A 14,600-nucleotide genomic window follows, 5' to 3' on the forward strand; every position below is an offset into this window, starting at 1 on the left:
GAGAAACCGGCCCACAAATCAACGCCTTACTCTCAGCAACGGCTTGGAATATGAAGAAAATGATGGAGATTCTGAAAGAGAAAATCTTTTTCTATTTTTCAAACCTATTCACCCTTGTTTTCAATTGGTATAGATTTAAAGAAAAACTGAAAATGAGGGCTTGTTAAGGAGAGACTATATAATCACTTATTTTATCTTTATAGTGATGGTTGCCTATTTTTTCAGACATATCAATGTAAATTTACTTTTGATGGTGATTTTGATGTTGGGATTTATCGGGGCATATATTCCGAAACTTATTTTGTTGCTAAGAAAATAAGCTAATCAATTATTTACTATTTTTACATATCAAAATTAAATGATGAACCTATTTAAAGCTGGATTTTTTATTCTGAGTAGTTTTTTCCTATACTCTTGCATATCGACAAAGGATGTCCGCTATTTTCAACCCAATGAAAGTTTAGTCATTAACGAAGAGGGACTAGTCCCGTATAATATCCCGGTTTACCGAGTGACCAAAAATGATATCCTGAACCTGAATATTGTCACCACGCCAAAAGGGGATGCAGCCCAATTTTATTCGGCACTTAATGCTCCATCCCAAGTTACGACTTCAAATGTGGTTTCTGCAGCTGCCACTACGGGGTTTGCCGGCGGAAATACCGGACAAGGAGGAAACAGCAATTTCTATTTCAATGGGTTAAAAGTGGATTCTAATGGCGATATCAATATTTTCGGGATCGGCTACATCAAGGCGGAAGGAAGAACCATAGAGGATATTAGCAAAGAAATTCAGCAAAAGGTTAACGAGAATTTTGTGGAGGGCAAGTCTGAAGTAAGGCTGAATACCGACGGAATTACTTATTATATGCTAAGCGATGTGGAGTCGGGGGAACTTAGCGGAGAAAAGAAAGCCCATAAGAATACCTTGACGCTCAGTGAAGCAATCGCAATCAATGGTGGGCTCAACCGGACCATCGACCGAAAAAATGTGGTAATTCACCGGAAACTTCCGGAGGGGATCAAGATTGCCAGAATTGATCTTACCCGGGAAGATGCAATGAACTCACCCTATTACTGGGTTCAAAATGGAGATGAAATCCTCTTGAGCACCCGAGGCAAAAACCTCAACGGATTTGGAAAGGATCCGATACAGACATTGAGCACCAGTATCACCTTGCTCACTACTGCAATGACTATTTATCTACTGTTAACAAAGCTTTGATAAGATGATTCCCGGGAAAGACAATTTGAAAAATTCAGCAACTGGCACCGAGGAAATGGGGGCGTTTGATTTTTTTGATTTCGAACATTTTTTGTCTCGGATTCTGAAGAATTGGTATTGGTTCTTGTTGATGGCCTTATTGGGATATGCTATTTCGTGGGTGTACAGCAAGTATTACGCACAGCGAATCTATGCATCCAATTTATCATTAAGTATTTCAAATAATACCGCAAGTTATTTCACTCCGAACCAATCCATCAATTTCATTTGGGGGCAAAACAGCAACCAGGATGGGGTTTATCTTAAAAAAATGTTGCTTTCGCGTTCCCATAATGAATATCTGGTCAAGAGGCTTGGTCTGTACGTTAATTATGCTACCGCCGGATTAATAAAGCAAACTTATTTGGATCGGTATGATTCTCCTGTCTTTGTAGAAATTGACCAATCTCATCTACAGCAAGTAAATTATCCCATCAAACTGATTCCGAAAGGTGGAGACCGGTATGAAGTGGTGCTTCCGGAAGAGGGTGCGTCCACTTCATTATATTCCTATCAAAGTGAGTCCTTTACAACTATTCCAAATTATGCCCGGCCAGAAAACCATATCATTTCAACCGGTCAATGGTTTTCAAGTCCAAATCTGCGTTTCAAATTGGTTAAGAATGAAAATCCCAGCTCCATCCGTTTTGATAATATCATCGTCACTTTATCCACAGTAAACGAAATGGTGAATAATCTGATTTCCACGATCACCGTGGACTTTGACAAAGAGATCAACACGATCATGATTATTTCAAAAAAAGGTTATAATTTGAATGGAACGGTGAATTTCTTAAACATATCGGTTGATGAGTTACAAAAAAAGCGACTGGTAGATAGAAACACAGTTGACAAAAACACCGAGCAATACCTTATTGAAAATTTGCGGAATATTAGGAAAAAACTTGATTCCAGCGGTGCAATATTAAACAACCTGAAGATTACCGAAGGAATTTACAACGTGAAAGACCGGGATGAAAAAACCATACAAAACATTAAAACACTGGAGGCCAAAAAGGCTGATCTGATTACAAAAATCAATTCGCTGAACAGCATCCGGAATTCATTGGCCTCCCAAAATCTGGACCGCATGATCAGCACCAATGCGGCAGGTGTGGAAGATGGTTTGTTTACCGCGACGATTTCAGAATTAAAAGCGCTTTACGCAAAACGGCGCGAACTTCAATTAATATATACGCCCAATTCAGAGCCGATGAGGGAAATCAACCGATTGATCAATGAGGCAAGATCAAGCTCCAGCGGGTCAATCAGAAGTTACTATACCAATTATTATAATGAAATTGCCAGAATAGATAATGAGATTGCCCGATCTAGCACTGATTTGAAGAGTTATCCGGAAAAAGAAAGAAGATATCTGGATGCAGAACGTGGATATAACATGATTGAGGCCACCTACAACAGTTTACTCTCCAAACAAAATGAAACCCAGATCCGGGTTGCCACCACCAAATCCGACATCACCGTGATTGATCCGGCCAAAAATCTGGGGCAAGCTCCCATCGCGCCTGATGTGCAAAAAACAAAATATTTAATCATAGGAGGATTATTGCTGCTGCCTCTGTTTATTCTAGGGATCAATGTAGTCATAGACAACAGGATCAGGAATCTCAAAGAACTTCTAAAAGCCACAAGAATCCCATTGCTTGGGGTAATTGGTAAAAATCCGCATGAAACAAACCTTACCGTTTTGGAGCAGCCGAGATCATCCATTTCTGAGGCTTTCAGAGGAGTAAGAGCAAATCTTAGATTTCTGCACAAAGAAGATGGCCAGTCAAAAATAATATTGGTCACTTCATCCGTTGGAAGCGAGGGTAAAACCTATGTGTCGATGAACCTGGCTTCCGTGCTTGCTCTGAGTGGTAAAAAAACCATTCTTTTGGGGATGGACCTTAGGAAACCAAAAATCTTCGGTGATTTTAAGATTGACAACAAATACGGAATCTCCAATTATCTGACCGGCGAAGTAGAAACAGAACAAATCATTAATCAAACCAGAATTCCCGATTTATATGTCGCGACTTCGGGGCCGATTCCTCCAAATCCCTCTGAATTGCTGATGGGCGAAAGGAATATCAAATTCCTTGAAGAGCTGAAAAAAAATTATGATTTCATCATTATTGATTCTCCACCAGTGGGATTGGTAGCAGATCCATTTGAACTCATGAAATATGCCGACGCCAGCATCTATGTAGTCCGACACGAATACACAGAGAAACACATGCTGAAAATGATCACCGAAAAATACCATAAACATGAAGTTAGAAACCTTGGTCTGGTTTATAATGGGTTTGAAGCGCAAAATGCTTATGGATACGGTTACGGATATGGTTATGGATATGGCTATTTTGAAGAAGACAAGAATTATAAGGAACCGCTGCTGATCAAAATTAGAAACACAGTACGGAAAATCTTCAGAAATAACTGAGGCAAATATCTGCCCAAACTAAATCAGGCTTTTCGTTAGAATATCATAAAAAAATAATTTTGCCGTTTTGAACCTAGGAAATTATGTATTTTTGAGCCTATTTAACTAAAATTTAAGAATTTCCTTAAAGTAAAAATGTTTTATATTTGCAAAATTATTTATGAAAAGTCTTGCCCAATCTTTGATGCAGAAAAAAATTAATCTTTTCCTTTTCATCGCTTTGATTTCATCGTTTTCTGTAAAAGGGCAGCGACACGAAATCGGAGTGCAGCTTGGAATAAGCAATTTGGTGGGCGATATAGGCAGAACCAATTATATCTTGCAGCAACCTATTCTGAGTAATATTTCAGACTATGGGATTCCGTTTTACGCTTCGGTGATGTACAGGATGAACTTTAATCCCTATCAAACGGTAAGAATCAATTTCGGCTACAGCAATGTGCAGTTCGTGGATGCTTACGCAAAAGAACCTTACCGAAGAAACAGACAACTGTGGGGAACCAACTCTATTTTGGAACTCGACGCGATTTTCGAATATAATTTTTTTCCGGTCAATGACGAGCAGAAAGACCTGATAAGTCCATACGTATTTGGTGGCTTTGGAGGAATCATGGCCAATGCGCCGCAACTTGCCATCGTAAATGATTTTAATCGGGATGCTGATGGAAATGCTTTGGTACCTACTTCACCCACTGATTTTCAGACCAAAGGAGTCTATACCTCGGTGAAAAAAATCACCATGGCTATTCCATTTGGAATCGGTCTGAAATATAAATTCAATTACAATTGGGCGATTTTCGGTGAATTCATGTTTAGACCTACATTCTCAGATACCATTGATTACAGCGTGGTAGATAATGAAGACGTCAAAATAACTTTTAATAAGGATCACCTGGCACCAGACGGGAAAAACTCCCTTCTGCAAACAGGACCTTACGCGCCAATTGCCGCACAGCGAGCAGGCGAGATCATCAAAGACAGACAAATCGGTAATACCAACTCCAAAGACTGGGTGAATACCTTTTCTGTTGGTTTATCTTACTCATTCGGAAGACCACCGTGTTATTGTAGCCAGTAAAATGCAGTCGATTAAAGAGAAAATCAATCCGGAACAACTTCCCAAACATGTTGCCATCATAATGGATGGGAACGGAAGATGGGCGAAATGTCGCGGCGAAGAAAGAACTTTCGGCCACAAGCACGCAATTCAGGCAGTGCGAAACGCAGTAAATGCCTGCAATGAAATCTATATTCCCTACCTTACCCTCTACACTTTCTCATCAGAAAACTGGAAGAGACCCGCGGAGGAAGTTTCCACACTGATGACGCTGATTTCAGAGACCATGCTTTCCGAAGAAGAAGAAATATTCACTAAAGGTCTGCGAATCCACGTGATCGGAAATATGGACAAATTGCCGGAAATGGTGCGTGATCAGATGCAGCACCTCATAGAGATCACCAAGAACAATAAGCGGGGAAATCTGGTTTTGGCACTAAGTTACGGTGCGCAGGAAGAAATTCTGAGTGCGGTGAAAAAAATCAGTAGCGAGGTGAAAGACGGTGACTTGAATGTGGATGATATCACGGAAGAGGTTTTTGAAAATCACCTGTACACGAAAGGAATCCCTCCCGTGGATTTACTCATCAGAACCAGCGGAGAAGTGAGGATCAGCAATTTTCTCTTGTGGCAAATCGCTTACGCCGAATTGCAGTTCCTGGATATTTTCTGGCCAGATTTTGGAAAAGAAGATTTCTTCCAGTGTATTTACAATTATCAGCACAAAGAGAGAAGGTTTGGCAAAACCAGTGAGCAGCTTCGCTAAAAAATTAATAAGAAAAAAGATAGATAGAATAAAATGAAGTTTAAAATCTTACCCATCATCATGCTTGTGGCTTCGGCACATTTCTATGGACAGATTACGCCGGAAAAAAATCAGCCGGAAAACGCTGTACATGCACAAAACGAGGAAGGAACCTATATTTTGAAGGACATCGTTGTAGATGGTGTAAAGAAGTATACCCCTGCTCAAATCCTGAGGTTTACCGGATTGAGCAAAAACGAAAGCGTTGAAATTCCAGGGCAGAAAATTAGCAATGCAATCAAGAAACTTTGGGAAACCCAGTCTTTTTCTGAGGTGGAGGTTTATGTTGAAAGCATCGAAGGCGACCAGGTTGTACTAAAATTCAACCTTCAGGACTTGAAAGATTTGGGTGAAGTGAAATTCACCGGCAAAGGTATAGGAAAATCCAAAAATGAGAAACTTGCCAAAGACAATAATCTGAAACCTGGAACCAAAATCACACAGAACCTTATTTCTACCCTAAAAACCAATATTCCAAAGGATTATGTGAAAAAAGGTTTTGCAGACGCAAAAATCACCATCCTGGACAAAGTTAATGCCAATGATCCTAATTTGGTGGACTGGACCATCAATGTGGATAAAGGAAAACGCGTTAAAATCAGCCACATCAACTTTGAAGGAAATGAAAGCATCTCCACCAGAAAACTGAGAAAAAACGGGCTTAAGGACACCAAACAGAAAAGGTTCGGGATCAAGGGAATCTTGAAGCCGTCTAAATTCATCCAAGATAAATACGACCAGGATAAAATCAACCTGGTCAATTACTACCAGTCTCTCGGTTTCCGGGATGCGAAAATTGTTTCGGATTCCGTGTGGAGAAACCCACAGAATAATTACGAAATCAATATCAAGCTCCACGAAGGTAAGAAATACTATATCGGTGACATCAACTTTACGGGGAACACCGCTTTTTCTACTGATTATCTTCAGAAAGTCTTGGGCTATAAAACCGGCGATATTTATGATGCCGTAGGTTTCAATAAGAAAGTGGGTGAAGACGGCGGAAAAGAAGACGACTCAGATATCAAGTCCATCTATATGAACAATGGATATCTTTTCTCCAATGTGACTCCAGTGGAAAAATCGGTGAAAGGTGACTCCATTAACCTGGAAATTAGAATTAACGAAGGTGAAAAAGCGACCTGGAACCGCGTAACCTGGAGTGGAAATACCACCACGCATGACCATGTGATTCTCCGTTCGTTAAGAACAAAACCAGGAAGCCTTTTCGCAAAAAGTGACATCAAAAGAACTTATTTCGATTTGGCGGGAATGCAGTTTTTTGATCCTCAGCAGATCGGCCAGCAGGTGAGTCCAAACCAAATTGACAACACCGTGGATATTCACTGGACCTTGGTTGAGAAAGGTTCTTCACAGGTTCAGCTGCAGGCTGGATATGGTGGAGGTTCATTTATTGGAACACTTGGACTGACTTTTAACAACTTCTCTCTGAAAAATTTCCTAAAATTTAAAGACTTCAGACCGGTTCCTCAAGGAGATGGTCAAACGCTTTCGATCCAGGCACAAGCAGGGCAATTCTTCCAGAATTATGGAATCTCATTTACGGAACCCTGGGTTTTTGGGACTCGTCCTACTGCACTTTCGGTGGGCGTGAACCAATCACTTGTTAGATATACTGACCAGTATGGTGCCTCTCAAAAGCTAAATATTTTCTCAGCAAGTGTCGGTTTAAACAGGTTGCTGAAGTGGCCGGATGATTATTTTTCCCTGTACACCGGGATTCAGTATCAAAGTTACGACTTCAATAATTACCCGTTCCAGTTTGGGAATGCCACAGAATATAATGGATCTGCAAAAAACTTTAGTTTTAATGTGGGCTTGAGCAGAAACTCAGCTGGACTTGATCCCATATTCCCCACCATGGGTTCAAATATTGAAGCATCAGTGAAATTCACGCCGCCATACTCTTTGTTTTCAAAGAAAGACTATTCCAGCATGTCGGCCATGGAAAAATACAACTGGCTGGAATTTTATAAAGTCAAATTAAAAGGCGATATTTACAACACCGTAATTGGAAAGCTGGTTCTCAGAACTTCTGGTGAGATGGGATTCCTGGATGGGTACAACCGAGAATTGGGTCCACCGCCATTTGAGAGGTTTTACGTGGGTGGTACCGGTTTAATCGGCGGTAGATATGATGGTAGAGAATTGGTTCCATTACGTGGATATGAGAATGCTACATCAAGTGGAGGACAAACGGGAGATGTGACTCCAATGGGTGGTGCAACAATTTACAACAGATTCGCGTTAGAGTTGAGGTATCCAATCTCATTGAACCAAACCGCGAAAATATTTGGACTTACCTTCCTGGAAGGTGGGAACGCATGGAGTTCTTTTGGAACCTACAATCCATTCCAACTGAGGAGATCGGCAGGATTTGGAGTGAGAGTTTATATGGGTGCCTTTGGACTGATCGGATTTGATTTTGCGTATGGATTTGATAAAACGATCAACAGCACAGAACCTTCTGGCTGGAAAACACACTTCCTCATGAACCAATCACTTTAAAAATATTTAAAATGAAATCCACTAGAATTTTTGCTGTTTTGCTTTTGGTTTTTTCCACCTCCATTTTTGCACAAAAAATCGGAGTGGTAGATACCGATTATATTTTGGGCAAACTCCCTCAATTCAAGGACGCACAATCAAGACTTGATGCCCAAATTTCAAGTTGGCAAACCGAGATCCAATCCCTGCAAACCGATTATGACAACAAGAAATCGGCTCTTGAAAATGAAAAGGTACTTTTGGTAGGTGATCAGTTGAAACAAAGGCAAAAAGAAGTAGATGATCTGGACAAGAAAATCAAGGCCATGATCAACAACAGATTTGGCGCAATGGGCGAAATCAATAACGCCAGATCCACCATGACCAAGCCATTCCAGGATCAGATTTGGAATGCGATCAAGACCGTTTCCGAAAAAAATTCTTTAGGCATAGTTCTTGATAAAAGCAACAACATCAGTGTAATTTTTCTGGATAAAAAGTATGATTATACCGATAAAGTGTTAGATTTGTTGCTCAAAAATACCACCATCAAGAAAACTGAATCCGCACCAAATCAGGGAAGTCCAGTGAAAAATCCTGGTTCGCCCAATAGAAATGCGGCTGCAAGCAGAAATTCGGAGACGGTGAAATCTGCGGAAGAAGTAAAAAGAGCAGAAGAAACTAAAAAATAAAATTTTAAAAAAACAATCAAATTTATTTAACTTCAATTATGAAAAAATTAAGTGTATTATTTGCAGCGGTAACGATGTTTTTGGCTGTAGGAGTTGCAAAGGCTCAAAAGATAGCGTCTATGGATTATGAAGCTGTTCTCTCTGTAATGCCGGAAACCAAAAAAATGACCGCCGATTTAGATACGTTCAGTAAAACGAAAGGTGATGAGCTTCAGAAGCAGGCGGAAGCATTCCAAAAAGAAGTACAGCAATACCAGCAGGTAGATGGTCCAAAAATGACCGAAGCACAAAGAACAGCCAAAGAAGGAGAGTTGCAGAAAAAAAGCCAAAATTTACAGCAGCTTCAGCAAACTGCTCAGCAAGATTTGGCTCAAAGAAGAGATACGGCAGTGAAGCCAATCATTGAAAAACTAAACAATGCGGTAAACAAAGTTGCGAAAGCAAACGGTTTTGATTTCATCATCGATTCCAGCGCATTGATTTACAAAGGGGGTGCAGATGCTACTCCGCTCGTGAAAAAAGAATTAGGACTTTAAGAAATTGATTTCAGTCGCAGAAACCATCCTGAATCCGGGATGGTTTTTTTAATTTTGCAAAATGGAAAAAGAACTCTCATCAATCGTGAAGGTACGTTTCAGTGATTGTGATCCAATCGGTCACCTCAACAACGTGAAATATTTAGAATACATGCTCAATGCAAGAGAAGACCATGTGGAAAACGGTTACGGCTTCACTTATGAAGAATACACCCGCAAAACAGGCTGTACATGGATTACCATTCAAAATGAAATCGCCTATCTGAAAGAAGTACGTTACAACGCGAAAGTGATGATTTCAAGCAAAACCATTGAACTCAGCGACCGCCTTTCAAAAGTGGAAATCCTGATGAAGAGCGAAGACGGAAAAACCATCCACAGCATTTTGTGGCTTACCGTCATTTATTTCGACATGAAAACCCGGAAATCAGCGGTGCAGCCTGAAGGAACCCAACAGCTTTTCAGGAAATTCCTGGTTGATTTGGAAGAAAAGGATTTTCAAACCAGGGTAGCTACTTTCAGAAAACAAAATAAAGCCCTTCGAGCATTATGAAAAACTTGAAATTAAAGAAAATTCTGGTCATTGGAGCAAACGGTCAATTAGGAAACTGTTTCCGAAAGATTGCTACAGATTTTGAAGACCGTTATGAATTTAAATTCACAGATTCCCAAACTTTAGATATCACAGATTCAGAAAGTGTTTCCGACTTTTTCTATGATGAAAAACCGGATTTCTGCATCAATGCATCTGCATATACCGCAGTGGATTTGGCTGAGTCTGAACCTGAAAAGGCATTCGCGGTAAATGCAGAGGGAGTTGCCCATTTAGCTGAAGCCTGTGAAGAAAACAACTGCATTTTGATCCATATTTCCACTGATTATGTTTTTGATGGCGAAACCAATATTTCCTACTCCGAAGACGATTTTACCAATCCCCAGGGAATTTATGGGGCTTCCAAACTGAAAGGCGAAGGACTTGCATTAGACATTCATCCCCAAACAATCATTATCAGAACGTCATGGCTCTATTCAGAATTCAACAGGAATTTTGTAAAAACTATGCTGCATTTGTTTTCAACAAAAGATGAACTGGGAATCGTTTCCGATCAATTTGGTCAGCCAACCAATGCCAACGATTTGGCAGAAGCGGTGATGAAAATTATCGAAACCGGCCACAAAACTTTCGGCATATTTCATTTTTCAAACGAACCTGAAACATCCTGGTTTGGATTTGCCTCAAAAATTGCCGAATTTTCAGGTTCCAAAATAAAGTTAAATGCAATCACGACCGACCGCTTTCCCACCGCGGCAAAAAGACCGAAACGAAGCACGATGTCTTTGGATAAAATAGAAAAATATTACGGAATTGAACCGAAAAACTGGGAAAATTCTCTGGAAGAATGTATGGAAATCTTAGCAAAAAACAATTTATGAAAAAGTTCATTTTTTTGTTTTTAATGATGTTCGCAACCGGAAGTTTTGCGCAAAATGTCATTCTAAGCAAAGTTGAAAAAAGCCATTCCAATTCGAATAAAATTTTCTATAAAATTAATCCAGAAATGGGTGCTGCCGAATATCTTGGCGAATTGGAAGTTCAGGGTTTTTCCGGAAATGATGCCGAAGTTTTTGGCAAAGTTTATAAAAAGGCAAAAGAAATTGGGGCGAACGCATTTTCCTGGAATCCGTTCGAATCGGTGGACGGAGCGAGTCAAAAGTTTGATCCGGTGCACTACAGACTAAACCTGTATTATGTTGCACCGGATGATCTTCCGAAAGAGGATAATGTGATTTATCTGATTTCTTCGCCAGTAAAAAAGCAGACGATTTCTATTGATGGCAAAAAAACAGATTTTGAGCCCAGAACATTCCGAAAATTGAACCTGGATTCAGCAGGAATTACCACCATTTCTACCAGAAAACTTTTGGGATCTACCATCAAGGTTTCTGCCCAGCAAAATCAGCCGGTTCAGTACTTTCAGTTGTCGGCATTCTCCGTCAATAATAATCCGTACGGAACAGCCGGAATCAATTTGAAATCGGGCGATATCATCAAACTGGAACAGTCTTTCGGACAATTTTTGACCACGATTTACCAGTCCGCAGAATAGAGAAAACAAAAAGCATTGAACCTATCGAACCCTTTGAACCAAGAATTATGAAAGTAGATATTTTAGCAATCGGCGCTCATCCAGACGATGTGGAATTGGGATGCGGCGGAACTCTGGCAAAGCTGATTTCCGAAGGAAAAACGGTTGCCATCGTAGATTTGACTCAAGGCGAACTCGGAACCCGCGGAACTAATTTCACGCGTGCCGAAGAGTCTGCGGAAGCCTCAAAAATCCTGGGACTTTCCGCCAGAGAAAACCTGAAGATGAAAGACGGATTTCTCTTAAACAATGAGGAACACCAGATACAGATTGTGAAGATGATCCGGAAATATCAACCGGAGATTATTTTTGCAAACGCCATTGATGACCGCCATCCGGACCACGCAAAAGCTGCGAAATTGGTTTCAGACGCCTGTTTCCTTTCAGGTTTGGTAAAGATAGAAACCGTTTCAGAAGGAGAAAATCAAAAACAGTGGCGCCCAAAACAGGTTTTTCATTACATTCAGTGGAAGAATATAGAGCCAGATTTTGTGGTGGATATTTCAGATTTCATGGCAAAGAAAATCGAAGTTTGTCTTGCCTACAAAACCCAATTCTATGATCCAGAATCAAAAGAGCCCATGACTCCGATTGCGACCAAGGATTTTCTGGAAAGCCTCACTTACAGGGCGCAAGATCTGGGTAGGCTTTCCGGTGTTGAATTTGCGGAGGGCTTCACCACGGAGAAACTTTTGGCGCTGAAAAATTTCGAGGGAATAATTTTGTAGTTTTCGCAAAAGTAGTATATTTGCAAACCCAAACGGTGATTGTAGCTCAGTTGGTTAGAGCGTCGGATTGTGGTTCCGAAGGTCGTGGGTTCGAGACCCATCATTCACCCAAAATGAAAACGTGCTGAATTTCAGTGCGTTTTTTTTTGTGCGAAGCATCCAAAAAAAAGCATCCGTTTCGGGATGCTGCTTTTCGTCTTATTCAATCTCGTCGTCTGATTCTATGGTGAATGAACGCGATTTGTAGTCCTTGTCATGTTTCTCTGAAATCACATCTTCCCCTTTTTGGCTGATGATGAAATCAGTAGATTCTTTGAACATTTCTTCAAAACTCTTGAAATCCTCTTTATAGAGATAGATTTTATGTTTCTCGAAAGTGGGTTCCCCATTCTCGCTGAAATTCTTTTTGCTTTCAGTAATGGTCAGGTAATAATCTCCCGCTTTGGTTTCGCGCACATCAAAGAAATATGTTCTTCTGCCTGCTTTCAACACCTTTGTGAAAATTTCGTTTTCGTGGCGTTCCTTGTAATCACTCATTTTTCGATATATTTTGAAATCTTGTATAACAAATATATAAGATTTCTTTTAATTGCAAAATAATTTTTAACTTTTTGTTAAGAAAATTTTGGAATCCATGCAGATTTCGCATCCTACGCCGATTCTGTATTTTGTATTTCTGTGAGATTCAGGAGTTTATCTGCCTTGTTCGCGGTTGATTCGCGGTGGGTGATGATGATGGAAGTGGTGCTTTGGAGTTCGTTTTCAATGTTTTGAAGGATGTTTTCTTCAGTCTCGGTATCCAAAGCGGAAAGGGAATCATCAAAAATTAGGATTTTGGGCTGCTTAATTAAAGCTCGAGCAATAGCGATTCTTTGTTTTTGTCCTCCGGAAAGCATCACCCCTCTTTCGCCGACCATGGTTTTGTATTGGTCTTTGAATCCTGCGATGTTTTTATGCACATCCGCTTTTTTTGCGAATTCTTCCACCATTTTCAGGTTGGGATGATCTATGGCAAAAGCGATGTTGTGCTCAATCGTATCTGAAAAAAGAAAACTTTCCTGCGGAATATAGCCGATGAATTTCCGGTAATTTACCAGATTGTGATCTTTCAGGTTTTTTCCGTCGATGAGGATTTCACCTTCAGTGGGATCAATCAATCTTGCCAGCAAAAGTGCAATCGTAGATTTTCCACTTCCGGTTTTTCCCATAATGGCCAAAGAAGTTCCGGCTTCAACTTTGAAACTTAGGTTCTCCAACGCTTTAATTCCTGTATTTGGATAAACGTAGGAAACATTTCTAAATTCAATATCGCCTTTAATTGGGTACACTTCATGATTGGTGTTGATGATTTCAGATTTCATATCCAGAAATTCATTAATTCTCGCCATCGAAGCTTCCGCTCTTTGATTTACCGAAGTTACCCAGCCGACCATTGAAAACGGCCAAATCAAAATGTTAATGTAAAGGAAAAAGTCGGCTATTTTACCCACTGTAAGCTCATTCGCCATATACCTTTGTCCGCCAATCAGAAGAATGACCACATTCAGCAAACCGATTACAAAAAGAATAATCGTAAAAAAATACGCTTCCGTTTTCGCTAAATCCAGTGCTTTATCCTGATAATCTTTAACCTTAATTCCGTAATTATTTTCAATGTATTTCTCCTTTGCAAAGAACTTGATCACCCGAATCCCGGAAAAGCTGTCCTGTACAAATGTAGAAACTGCCGACTGGCTTTTTTGCATAATTTTGGATTTCCGGTTGATGATGGAACTCACTTTATAAATCACAAAAGACAAAATCGGCAATGGAAGAAGCGACCACAATGTCATCGAAACATTCGTGTTGAGCATGTAGATACTCGTGATAATCAACAAAATCAGCAAATTCACCACGTACATTACACCTGGACCTAGGTACATTCGTACAGCAACTACATCTTCGCTCAAACGGTTCATCAAATCACCAATCGTAGTTTTTTTGAAATCCGTTAAAGACAACTCCTGATAATGAGTATAGATTTTGTTTTTAAGTTCATATTCGATTCTCCTGGAAGCCACGATAATCGTCTGCCTCATCATAAACGTGAAAAACCCTGTAAGCAAAGACGATCCCACGATAATTCCCACATAAATCAGAACCTGTTTGTTGAATCCCAATTGTTCTGTTTGCGAAATGGCATCCACCGATTTTCCGACAAACTGTACTTTGTAAATATTGAAAAAATTACTCGCCACAATGAACAGAAATCCCCAAAACAAAAGGATTCTGTGTTTCCAGAAATAAGGATTTAGGGTATTTAGTGCGTTCATAATTTGTATTCGGCCATCTTCGATATGGTGCTGCAAAAATAAGAAATGTATTTTGGTTGTGGAGAATATTCGCTGATTTGGTTTTCTCTTGCCGGAGCTTCGCTG

General features: G+C 40.1%; 13 protein-coding genes and 1 tRNA gene. 12 read left to right on the plus strand and 2 right to left on the minus strand.

Annotation, left to right across the window (positions count from 1 at the left end; translation table 11 throughout):
* The first annotated feature begins 361 nt into the window (after window positions 1-361).
* The 12 genes from L0951_RS10225 (at window position 362) to L0951_RS10280 (ending at window position 12,293) form a co-directional block, all read left to right on the plus strand.
* On the plus strand, window positions 362-1,225 hold the full coding sequence (locus tag L0951_RS10225) for a polysaccharide biosynthesis/export family protein (protein ID WP_410686506.1): 864 nt from the start codon (window positions 362-364) through the stop codon (window positions 1,223-1,225).
* Between the two features lie 4 nt (window positions 1,226-1,229).
* A complete protein-coding gene (locus tag L0951_RS10230) occupies window positions 1,230-3,710 on the plus strand; it encodes an exopolysaccharide transport family protein (protein ID WP_234111147.1) in 2,481 nt (826 codons plus the stop codon).
* 160 nt (window positions 3,711-3,870) lie between these two features.
* The gene (locus tag L0951_RS10235) at window positions 3,871-4,788 is read left to right on the plus strand and encodes a DUF6089 family protein (RefSeq protein ID WP_317207201.1); all 918 of its coding nucleotides are present in this window, start codon (window positions 3,871-3,873) and stop codon (window positions 4,786-4,788) included.
* A gap of 1 nt (window position 4,789) precedes the next feature.
* Window positions 4,790-5,533 carry an isoprenyl transferase gene (locus tag L0951_RS10240; protein WP_234111149.1) on the plus strand — a complete coding sequence of 248 codons (744 nt, stop codon included), beginning with the start codon at window positions 4,790-4,792 and terminating at the stop codon, window positions 5,531-5,533.
* A 33-nt stretch (window positions 5,534-5,566) separates the two neighbouring features.
* Entirely contained in the window at window positions 5,567-8,101 is a 2,535-nt protein-coding gene (locus tag L0951_RS10245; RefSeq protein WP_234111150.1) for an outer membrane protein assembly factor, read from the plus strand.
* Window positions 8,102-8,112: 11 nt separating this feature from the next.
* A complete protein-coding gene (locus L0951_RS10250; RefSeq protein WP_234111152.1) occupies window positions 8,113-8,772 on the plus strand; it encodes an OmpH family outer membrane protein in 660 nt (219 codons plus the stop codon).
* A gap of 38 nt (window positions 8,773-8,810) precedes the next feature.
* Window positions 8,811-9,308, plus strand: a complete 498-nt coding sequence (locus L0951_RS10255) for an OmpH family outer membrane protein (RefSeq protein ID WP_234111154.1) — start codon at window positions 8,811-8,813, stop codon at window positions 9,306-9,308.
* Window positions 9,309-9,369: 61 nt separating this feature from the next.
* Window positions 9,370-9,861, plus strand: a complete 492-nt coding sequence (locus L0951_RS10260; protein WP_234111155.1) for an acyl-CoA thioesterase — start codon at window positions 9,370-9,372, stop codon at window positions 9,859-9,861.
* Window positions 9,858-10,742 (plus strand): dTDP-4-dehydrorhamnose reductase, encoded by an 885-nt coding sequence (gene rfbD / locus L0951_RS10265; RefSeq protein WP_234111156.1) that lies wholly within the window; start codon window positions 9,858-9,860, stop codon window positions 10,740-10,742. Before L0951_RS10260 ends, rfbD begins: the two co-directional genes overlap by 4 nt.
* The gene (locus L0951_RS10270; protein ID WP_234111157.1) at window positions 10,739-11,416 is read left to right on the plus strand and encodes a hypothetical protein; all 678 of its coding nucleotides are present in this window, start codon (window positions 10,739-10,741) and stop codon (window positions 11,414-11,416) included. Before rfbD ends, L0951_RS10270 begins: the two co-directional genes overlap by 4 nt.
* A gap of 47 nt (window positions 11,417-11,463) precedes the next feature.
* Complete coding sequence (gene bshB1 / locus L0951_RS10275; protein WP_234111159.1) at window positions 11,464-12,183, plus strand: bacillithiol biosynthesis deacetylase BshB1; 720 nt, start codon at window positions 11,464-11,466, stop codon at window positions 12,181-12,183.
* Between the two features lie 34 nt (window positions 12,184-12,217).
* Window positions 12,218-12,293: transfer RNA gene (locus tag L0951_RS10280), tRNA-His, on the plus strand.
* A gap of 88 nt (window positions 12,294-12,381) precedes the next feature.
* Here L0951_RS10280 and L0951_RS10285 read toward each other — a convergent pair.
* Window positions 12,382-12,720 (minus strand): DUF3276 family protein, encoded by a 339-nt coding sequence (locus L0951_RS10285; protein WP_234111161.1) that lies wholly within the window; start codon window positions 12,718-12,720, stop codon window positions 12,382-12,384.
* A 113-nt stretch (window positions 12,721-12,833) separates the two neighbouring features.
* Window positions 12,834-14,495, minus strand: coding sequence for an ABC transporter ATP-binding protein (locus L0951_RS10290; RefSeq protein WP_234111297.1), 1,662 nt, complete (start codon window positions 14,493-14,495; stop codon window positions 12,834-12,836).
* Between the last annotated feature and the right edge of the window lie 105 nt (window positions 14,496-14,600).

This window comes from Chryseobacterium sp. R2A-55 (assembly GCF_021401085.1).
GTDB lineage: Bacteria > Bacteroidota > Bacteroidia > Flavobacteriales > Weeksellaceae > Kaistella.

Bases quoted from the DNA above. Each gene is read 5' to 3' on its own strand.
- L0951_RS10240 (WP_234111149.1), top strand. From the start codon at position 4,790: ATGCAGTCGATTAAAGAGAAAATCAATCCGGAACAACTTCCCAAACAT.
- L0951_RS10230 (WP_234111147.1), top strand. From the start codon at position 1,230: ATGATTCCCGGGAAAGACAATTTGAAAAATTCAGCAACTGGCACCGAG.
- L0951_RS10250 (WP_234111152.1), top strand. From the start codon at position 8,113: ATGAAATCCACTAGAATTTTTGCTGTTTTGCTTTTGGTTTTTTCCACC.
- bshB1 (WP_234111159.1), top strand. From the start codon at position 11,464: ATGAAAGTAGATATTTTAGCAATCGGCGCTCATCCAGACGATGTGGAA.
- L0951_RS10245 (WP_234111150.1), top strand. From the start codon at position 5,567: ATGAAGTTTAAAATCTTACCCATCATCATGCTTGTGGCTTCGGCACAT.
- L0951_RS10255 (WP_234111154.1), top strand. From the start codon at position 8,811: ATGAAAAAATTAAGTGTATTATTTGCAGCGGTAACGATGTTTTTGGCT.
- L0951_RS10270 (WP_234111157.1), top strand. From the start codon at position 10,739: ATGAAAAAGTTCATTTTTTTGTTTTTAATGATGTTCGCAACCGGAAGT.
- L0951_RS10285 (WP_234111161.1), bottom strand. From the start codon at position 12,720: ATGAGTGATTACAAGGAACGCCACGAAAACGAAATTTTCACAAAGGTG.
- L0951_RS10225 (WP_410686506.1), top strand. From the start codon at position 362: ATGAACCTATTTAAAGCTGGATTTTTTATTCTGAGTAGTTTTTTCCTA.
- L0951_RS10290 (WP_234111297.1), bottom strand. From the start codon at position 14,495: ATGAACGCACTAAATACCCTAAATCCTTATTTCTGGAAACACAGAATC.
- rfbD (WP_234111156.1), top strand. From the start codon at position 9,858: ATGAAAAACTTGAAATTAAAGAAAATTCTGGTCATTGGAGCAAACGGT.
- L0951_RS10260 (WP_234111155.1), top strand. From the start codon at position 9,370: ATGGAAAAAGAACTCTCATCAATCGTGAAGGTACGTTTCAGTGATTGT.
- L0951_RS10235 (WP_317207201.1), top strand. From the start codon at position 3,871: ATGAAAAGTCTTGCCCAATCTTTGATGCAGAAAAAAATTAATCTTTTC.